Raw genomic sequence first — 8201 nt, 5'->3', positions numbered from 1 at the left:
AAAATATCCATCCAGGAAGATGTAGGAGTCGCCAAGGCGTTGAGCTGGCTGCTCAGCAAAGGCTGGCGCAGACGCGGTCTAATCGACCTCTCCGCAATACCTGGCTAAAACCTCTCCCCCAGCCCGTCCGCTCAGCCAGACCGGCCCTTTTCCCTAAGCGCCCAACGGGCGACCAAGTTCGAGCGACCAATGCCCCCCGAGCCACGCCCCCCTACCCCTCACTCAACCCCGCAATAATCGGCGAAGGCGGCCCCACTGCCAGCAGCCACAACTGATGAATCGCCCGGGTAGCGCCTACGTGCAGCAGCCGACGCGCCGAAGGCACGTCGCGGTAGTTACCGGCATCGACATCCACAAGCACGACGTAGTCGAACTCCAGGCCCTTCACCTGTTCGATCTCGGTTACTTCGACGCCTGCTGTGAAGGAGAAATCCTGGTCGGTGATGTGGCGAAGGCCCGGAATCTCGCACTGTTCGAGACCTTCGAAGTAGTTGCGGCTGGATTCGACCGATGGGGTCAGTACTGCGACGCTGGCCAGAGGTTGTTCTCGTCGCAGGTCGCGCAGGGCATCGGCCAGGAAGGCGACAGACTCTCCACGGTGTCCGAATTGAAAGAGTTCGACCGGGGGGCCCGATCGCGTCGCTTGAGGCTGCTCTTCGTCCTCTTGCAGACTCCCGAGCAGCGAGTAGGCAAACTCAACAATCTCCTGGGAGGAGCGATAACTGATCCGGAGGGTGTCGACCTCCGCGCCTTCGACTCCGAGATAGCGAAAGAACTCCGACCATGAGGTAAAGCCGCTGTTCTGCATCACGTGCTGCTGGGTGTCACCCGCCAAGGTGATACTGGGATCGTTACCGAGACATCCGAGCAACACTTGAACTTCGAGCGGCGAGAAGTCCTGCACCTCGTCGAGGACCACATGGCGAAAGCGCAGGGGTCGCTTGCCCTTCGAGAGCAACGGTCCGACCCGCAGTTGCCATGCCCGCATCAACACTGCGTCGTCTTCTGCGTCGAGCGCCGCCCCGGTTTCCTCTTCCCCCGCCAGATAGGAATAGATCTCGTCGACGCGGTCGCGATTCCACTCGACGAACTTGTCCACTTCCTGATCGCTAAAGGCGCCGGGTGCAACGCGTTCGATGGTTTCACGTAACAGGGGCGCCAGGGTGAGTACGCTGGCCCAGTCGTCGAGCGCCTGTTCCCAGCGGCGGATTCCGGGCACCCGTTCCACCTGGGTTTCGAGGGCCGCAGCCAGAATTGGATGTAACTTGATGCGCTGCGCGATGGCAGGAGCGTCTTCTCTCGCCCTGCCCGGCAACCTGGGAAAGTGCCGTTTGCGTTCCTCGTTCACCCATTCCGGATAGGTCACGATTCGCACCCGGTTCAGTCCGAGGGAAGGCAGCACGTGTTCCACGTAGTTGCGCAGTGCCTTGGAGAACATCACCACCAGGGTGTCGCGTCCATCGATCCGTGGATCGTCGTATGCGAGGTAGGCCACTCGATGCAGCGCCACGGTCGTTTTGCCAGACCCCGCACTTCCGCGAATCACCAGAAACCCAGCTGACGGTCGCGTAATCAGGTCGAACTGGCTCGGATCGATTAGACCGGTGATTTCGGGAAGGTGCTTATCGACCTGCTGCGTGCGCCCGGAGGTGTCGCTTCCCAGGCGGCGATCTGCGGCGGCGCCCGGTTCGTGGGTATGCAGTGCATCGACCGCAGCGCCGGACAAGCGAGGCGCTTCGATTCCCCGCCGCAACCAGCGCCCCGGTTGCTCGGGGTCCAGGGCAAAGTCTCCCTCCGGTGCTTGGACGCGCTGAAGTTCGCCCCCTCGAATCCGCAGCATGCGCCGCACCAATACCTCGCCGATACGTTCGCGTCCGGCGATCTCCTCGTCGAAGTCTTCTCCCTGGGCGTAGCGATAGAAAATCCGCGAGATCGGTGCGTCCCGCCAATCCACGATCCGCACCCCTTTGGCGAGACAAGTGGCCTTGCCCAGACACAGGTCCCGAATCGCATCGCCCTCCCGCAGGCGCAGATGACCAAAATACGGAGAGTCCGGATCCACTTTGGCCGGCGGGCCCGCCCGTTGCAGCTGTTCGAGTACCGCGGACTGATGGTGATATTGCTCGAGCAGCGCGGACGAATCCTTCGCTTCATCGCCCGAGATCATCACCTCCCGCAGGCGTTCCAGTTCGCGGACCAGCGGCGCATGGGATGCCGTGCGCACCTCGGGGAGATTGGCCAGAGCGGCCTGCACTCGCTCGAGCAGTCGGCACTCTTCGTCCACAATTGGATCGTTCAACGACGTCTCCAGCTCTTCCAACTCGTCACTCCGGCACGTTTCGAAATTTTGCCCTGATTCGCCAACCCAAACCTATCGACTCGCGGTTTGCCTCACTTGATCGGCGGTCTCGAGCGTCAAATTCGGAAGCCCGACAGTTTACGCACTTCTCGAACCCCCACACCCTTTCGATCTGGGCCAAATCGCGCGCAGTAGAGGGTGGACGCAGGGCGCCGAGATTTGGCGCGGGGTTCAGATTTGGTACGTGAGGTGCTCCGCGCTCGCTCGACGCACCCCGCGTCGGGCCGATTCCTGGCACAGGTCTTCGATCGTGGTTTCAGCGAGGACCGAGGCAAAGCGCTCCGCGAGGACGCTCCAGAGAAAATCTGGCGCGCAGGCGTCGTTGGCAGCCTCATCGGGCCCGTCGGGTCCGACCGCGGGCGGCGGGGTAGCGCGCCCCCCGGCTTCGATCGGGCCTTCGACCGCTTCGACGACGTCGCGTAGTGTAATTTCGGCGGTACCCCGCAGCAGGGTGTAGCCCCCGCCCGGTCCCCGCTTGCCCTGCACCAGTCCCGCTCGACGCAAGCGCTGAAAGATCTGCTCCAGATAGCGGGCGGGAATATTTTGCCGTTCCCCGATGACGCGCAGCTGCACCGGCTTCAAGTCCGCGTTGTAAGCGAGATCAAAGATTCCGGAAATGGCGTATCGAATCTGCGAAGAAAGTGGACGCATCGAATTGCGAATCATGCAAGAGCAGGGTTCCGGCTGCCAGTCGGCAATTCTCGCGGTCCGCTGGCTCGTTTTTCGAACTTCGCCGTTCTGGCTGCTAGGGTACGCGGCGCGCGGCTCTCGCCCGGGCGGTATCCAACCGATACCCGCACCACCAAACCCGATCTGCGCAACCCCAACGGTTCGACTTCGCCTCCACTTGCAACTGCGCGCTGCCCAAAACGACGACCCAGGAAGATCACCGCCCGTGCTGATTCGACTCAACGATCTCGCCCGACAAATTGGAGGACGCACGCTTTTCGAGCATGCGAGTCTGGGCCTGAACCCCGGGGATCGAGTGGGACTCGTCGGACCCAATGGCGCGGGGAAGTCGACGCTGCTGCGCATGGTGGCCGGTGACGAGCCGTGCGACCACGGCGAGGTGATCAAGTCCCGGGGCGTCCGCATCGGCATGATCCGGCAGGAGATCAACCCGGGTCTTTCGCACAGCGTGCAGCAGGAGGCGGCGACAGCACTGGCGCGCCTCGACGAACTCGAGTTGGAAATGCGGGACCTCGAGCAGCAGATGTCCAGCCTCGGCGAACACCATCAAGAAATTCCGAGTGCCATCGCCGAGCGCTATGACAGCGTCAGCTCGCAATTCACCCACGGCGGGGGCTATGAGCGTGAATCTCGCATCGCCGCCGTACTCGCCGGCCTGGGCTTCGACGACGAAGCACGCGGTCGGCCTCTCAGCAGTTTCAGCGGTGGTTGGTTGATGCGGGTAGAACTCGCGAAACTATTCTTGTCCGATCCCGACGTGTTGCTGCTCGACGAACCGACCAATCACCTCGACCTGCCCGCGATCGCGTGGTTCGAAGAGACCATCGTCGCCTTCGAAGGTGCGGTGGTCGTGGTCTCCCACGATCGAACGTTTTTGCGCAAACACGCGACCCGTATTGCCGAAGTCGACGGAACCGGGCGCTTTACCGTCTACGAGGGCAACTTCGACCGGTATCTGGAATTGCGCGAAGAAATCCGCGAGCACCTGCTCGCCCGCAAGCTGAACCAGGACCGCGAGATCGCGCAGATGGAACGTTTCGTCGAGCGTTTCCGAGCCAAGGCGAGCAAGGCCAAGCAGGCGCAAAGCAGGGTCAAAGCGCTGTCCAAGATTGATCGCATCGAACTTGCGCCGGATGCCAAGCGACGCATGCGGATGAAGATCCCGGACCCGCCGCGAGCGGGTCGGACCGTGATAAACCTGACCGATATCCACAAGAGCTACGACGAGAAGAAGGTCTACGAGGGGATCGATTTCCAGATTCTTCGCGGGGACAAGATCGCCCTCGCGGGTCCCAACGGCGCGGGCAAATCGACGCTGCTGCGGATCGTGGCGGGCACGCTCGATTTCGAGGCGGGCGAACGCATCCCGGGGCATAACGTCGAAGTCGCGTTTTTTGCACAGCACCAACTCGAGGCCCTGCACTCCGAACTCACGGTGCTGGAAGAACTCGAACGCGATGCACCCTCGGAGGATTTTCCGAGGCTACGAGGCCATCTCGGAGGTTTCCTCTTCAGTGGTGACGACGTCGACAAAAAAATCTCGGTCCTCTCGGGCGGAGAAAAAGCGCGAGTCGCGCTGGCCAAGATGCTGCTGCGCCCGGCCAATCTGCTGGTGCTCGACGAACCCACCAACCACCTCGACATCGCGTCGTGTGAGGTGTTGGAGCAGGCGCTCGCCAGCTTTGCCGGAACCCTGGTTTTTGTCTCCCACGACCGAGCCTTCATCAATGTCCTGGCCACTCGTGTCGTCGAGGTCAACTACGGAGTACTGACCGAGTACATCGGAAACTACGACGATTTCATGGCGAAGAAGAGCGCTCTCGAACGACGGCAGGGCCGCGGGGCGGTGGCGGATTCAGTGTCTGCAGAGCCCCCGCGCAAGCTACCCGCCCCTGCCACGGAGGCGGCTCCGAAAACAAAGCCAGCTCCCAAGCTCAGCAAAGCCGAGCGGACCGCCCAGCGAGAGCGTCGCAAGGCACACGACAAGGTTCAGCGGAAAATTCAGCGCATCGAAAAACTGATCGAACAAGAAGAACGCAGCCTCGAAGCGCTGGGTTGGAAACTCGGGGACCCAAAGATCGCGAGCGACGCGACGCAACTGCAAGAACTCCAGGCGGAACGCGTCGCGGTCCAACAGCTGATCGAAGAGCAATACCGCGATTGGGAACGTCTCAGCGACGAGCTTTCGGCCCTCGCCGACGGCCTCGCTTGACGGGTTTGCGCTTTCTGCTCACGCTCTTGCTCTGATGCTTTGGCCGGGGCCGCCGCTCGCGGGTGGGTGGGGCCGCATCTCCCGACTCGGGTGCGAAACGAATCCAGCCCCGCAGCAGATTGACCTCTTCGACCCGCACCTGAATCGCATCCCCGAGCTGGTAGCGGGCACCGCTGCGCCGAGCGATCAACGCATGCCCGCGCTCGTCGAGAACGAGACCGAAACCCAGGCTCGCGCTCGGCACCAGGCCGTCTACATCGTGCTCGTCGAGGGTCACGTAGAGACCGTGGGCGGTCGTGCCCGAGATGATGCCCGCAAAAGAATCACCGACAAACTTCGACATGAACGCACACTTTTTGAGATCGACCATGTCGCGCTCAGCGCTCACGGCAACTCGCTCGCGATACGAGATTCGCTTTGCGACTGCAGCCAACCGGAGCGGGGCATCGAGCAGTGGATCGGGCGGGGCCGTGCCGAGTTCGAACCAATGCACGAGCGACCGGTGCACCACGAGATCTGCGTAGCGGCGAATGGGCGATGTGAAGTGCAGATAGGATGCGAACCCGAGCGCGAAGTGGCCATGGTTGTCGACCGCGTAGCGCGCTTGCTTCATCGCGCGAACGGCGGTCATGTTGATCAGCCGCTCTTCCGGACGACCCTCTGCACGACGCAGGGCCTGATGTATTTGTTTTGACTCGAGGTGCCGGGGAGCATCGGCGCCGAGCAGCCCGAAGCCTTGCAACTCCCGCTGGAGATCCTGCAGATCCGCCTCCTCCGGCGCTTCGTGAATCCGATAGACACACCCGATCGCCGCCTTCGAAAGGCGCTCCGCGATCACCTGATTCGCCAACAACATCGCCTCTTCCACGGCGCGATGGGCTCGGGTTCGATCGCGCCGGACGATTCGCTCCGGACGACCCATCTCATCGAGTTCGATCTCACTTTCGGATAGCGAGAAGTCGATCGAACCGTTTTCGAATCGACGCCTCGACAATCGTGTTTCGAGGCGCGCGAGCAAACGAACCTGGTCGGCAATCTCGCGCGGGGTCGTTTCCGGATCGTCCGGTTCCGGCTCCATCAGCCGCGCGGCCTGCTCGTACGAAAGCCCGGCCCGGGAACGAATCACGGCGGGATACGCGCTCGAGCGCAACACCCGGCCATCGCTGTCGACGCGCATCTCGACGGCAATCACGAAGCGATCGCAATTGGCCCGAAGCGAACACAGGTCTGCCGAGATGCGCTCGGGCAACATCGGAATCACGCGATCGGGAAAGTAAACGCTGTTGCCCCGCTGCAGCGCTTCGCGATCGAGGGCCGAGCCGGCCGTCACGTAATGCGAAACATCGGCAATCGCCACCCACAGTCGCAGTTGCTCACCCACCTGCTCTACGCACAGGGCGTCGTCGTGATCCCGGGCACTGGCCGGGTCGATGGTGAGAAACGCTTGCTGGCGAAGATCCACACGACGCTTCAATTCGTCGGGATCGAGTGCTTCAGGGAGGGCCGCGACTTCGGATTCAACGTCCTTTGGAAAGTCGAGCCTCAGCTTGTGATTCCAGGCCACGGCGCGAAAGTCTGCCTCGGGATCGCCCGGTCGCCCCAAACGTTCGGACACCCGCCCCCGGAGCGCAGCGCGCTTGCCGCGTACCGTTCCCCGAGCGGACGACAATGGAACGACCACCACGACCTCACCGATCTCCGCTCCGGCGAGATCCCCGCGCGCGACGCCGACTCGCCAGCGCGCCTTGTCCTTGAATGGCACCACAAATGACTCGCCGCGTGCCGCGCGCAAAACGCCGACCCACTCTCCAGGTGCCTCGCGAACTTCCTCGAGCGCGCAGGCAGCGTCACTGGATCCTTCGAGGGGAGCGAACAAGATCCGTTGGCCGGACTTGATTGGCGTCTCGGACTGCAGCGCCCAGGCGCGGCGGCCGTCGTCGACCACGATTCCGTGCAACGGGCCCGAAGTGCTCTCGACCACGCCTTCGCGCAGCCCGTCCCGACGCGCGAGGCGGTAACCACCAACCACCTGCTCGATCTGACCCGAGGCAACGAGTTGGCGAAGAATCCCGAGAACGACCTTGCGAGCTCCCTTGAAGCGTCGCCCCCGACTTGTGAACCGTGCGAGGATCGCCTTGGGGGTCACTACCGATTGCCGGAATCCCCGGAGCACTTCGAGGATCTGTCCCGGTTCGATCTTCTCGAACGTCATCCCACCCCCACGCGCTCGACTTGAATCCGGACCTGGAAATAAATTCGCCTGACGACGTTCATTGACGTCGATGCGCCGGGATCCTAGCCTCGGTCGCCCTTGCCCGGGTGGCGGAATTGGTAGACGCGCTAGATTCAGGTTCTAGTGTTCGCAAGGACGTGCTGGTTCGACTCCAGTCCCGGGCACCATCCAGCTTCTCTAAGTTCACTTTCAGGCTTTCTTCGAGGTTCTCTACAAACCAGTACCTCGGGACGGCCCCGCCTCCGAGCGCTCCCGCCCGCGATGTCAGCAATTTAGGTCGAGATTGCCCCGACAAGGCCCTTGACCCCGGCGCAGGGGTGCATAGGGTTGCGATCCGGAGGGAGCCAGCGTGAGCGACGAACACGATCCAGGGCAGCCGCCCGACGACTCCAGCGAGACCGATGCCAGCCGCGAACATGAAATCCGTGGCCCGGGCGATGAGATCTTCACTGTCCCCGGCGTGCTTCCGCTGATTCCGGTGCGCGATGTAGTGGTGTACCCGGGCGTCACGGTGCCCCTCGCGATAGGACGCCGCAAATCTCTCGCCGCCCTGTCCCACGCTGGGCACAACGGATTCATCTTACTCGCGACCCAACGCGACTCCGGAGCCCAGGAACCCAGCCTCGATGAACTTCACCCCGTCGGCACGATTGTCCGGGTGCTCCGCATCATCGATGCCCGGGGTGAGGGCAAACAAGCGTTGGTCG

The 8201-nt window shown here is 62.6% G+C and carries 5 protein-coding genes and 1 tRNA gene; 3 read left to right on the top strand and 3 right to left on the bottom strand.

All coding sequences use genetic code 11. From position 1 onward, the window contains the following. Positions 1–211: 211 nt before the first annotated feature. Both IH881_19515 and IH881_19510 read right to left on the bottom strand, forming a co-directional pair. Positions 212–2299, bottom strand: a complete 2088-nt coding sequence (locus IH881_19515; protein ID MCH7869890.1) for an ATP-binding domain-containing protein — start codon at positions 2297–2299, stop codon at positions 212–214. 231 nt (positions 2300–2530) lie between these two features. Continuing rightward, positions 2531–3025, bottom strand: a complete 495-nt coding sequence (locus IH881_19510) for an Rrf2 family transcriptional regulator (protein ID MCH7869889.1) — start codon at positions 3023–3025, stop codon at positions 2531–2533. Positions 3026–3254: 229 nt separating this feature from the next. Between IH881_19510 and IH881_19505 the strand changes: the two genes are divergently transcribed. Then, positions 3255–5261: an ABC-F family ATP-binding cassette domain-containing protein gene (locus IH881_19505; GenBank protein MCH7869888.1), complete on the top strand. Its 2007-nt coding sequence runs from the start codon at positions 3255–3257 to the stop codon at positions 5259–5261. Here the strand turns inward: IH881_19505 and IH881_19500 are convergent. Continuing rightward, positions 5221–7473 carry a VacB/RNase II family 3'-5' exoribonuclease gene (locus IH881_19500; protein MCH7869887.1) on the bottom strand — a complete coding sequence of 751 codons (2253 nt, stop codon included), beginning with the start codon at positions 7471–7473 and terminating at the stop codon, positions 5221–5223. The genes IH881_19505 and IH881_19500 overlap by 41 nt on opposite strands. 101 nt (positions 7474–7574) lie before the next feature. On the opposite strand from IH881_19500, the gene IH881_19495 reads away from it, so the two are divergent. Beyond that, positions 7575–7661 (top strand) — tRNA-Leu (locus IH881_19495). A gap of 182 nt (positions 7662–7843) precedes the next feature. Beyond that, the coding region (locus IH881_19490) for an LON peptidase substrate-binding domain-containing protein (GenBank protein MCH7869886.1) at positions 7844–8201 on the top strand (358 nt) is incomplete at its 3' end.

It is taken from the genome of Myxococcales bacterium (assembly GCA_022563535.1).
GTDB lineage: Bacteria > Myxococcota_A > UBA9160 > UBA9160 > UBA4427 > DUBZ01.
The sequence above is the reverse complement of the archived record's forward strand: the minus strand, read 5'-3'. Positions and strand labels throughout refer to the sequence as shown.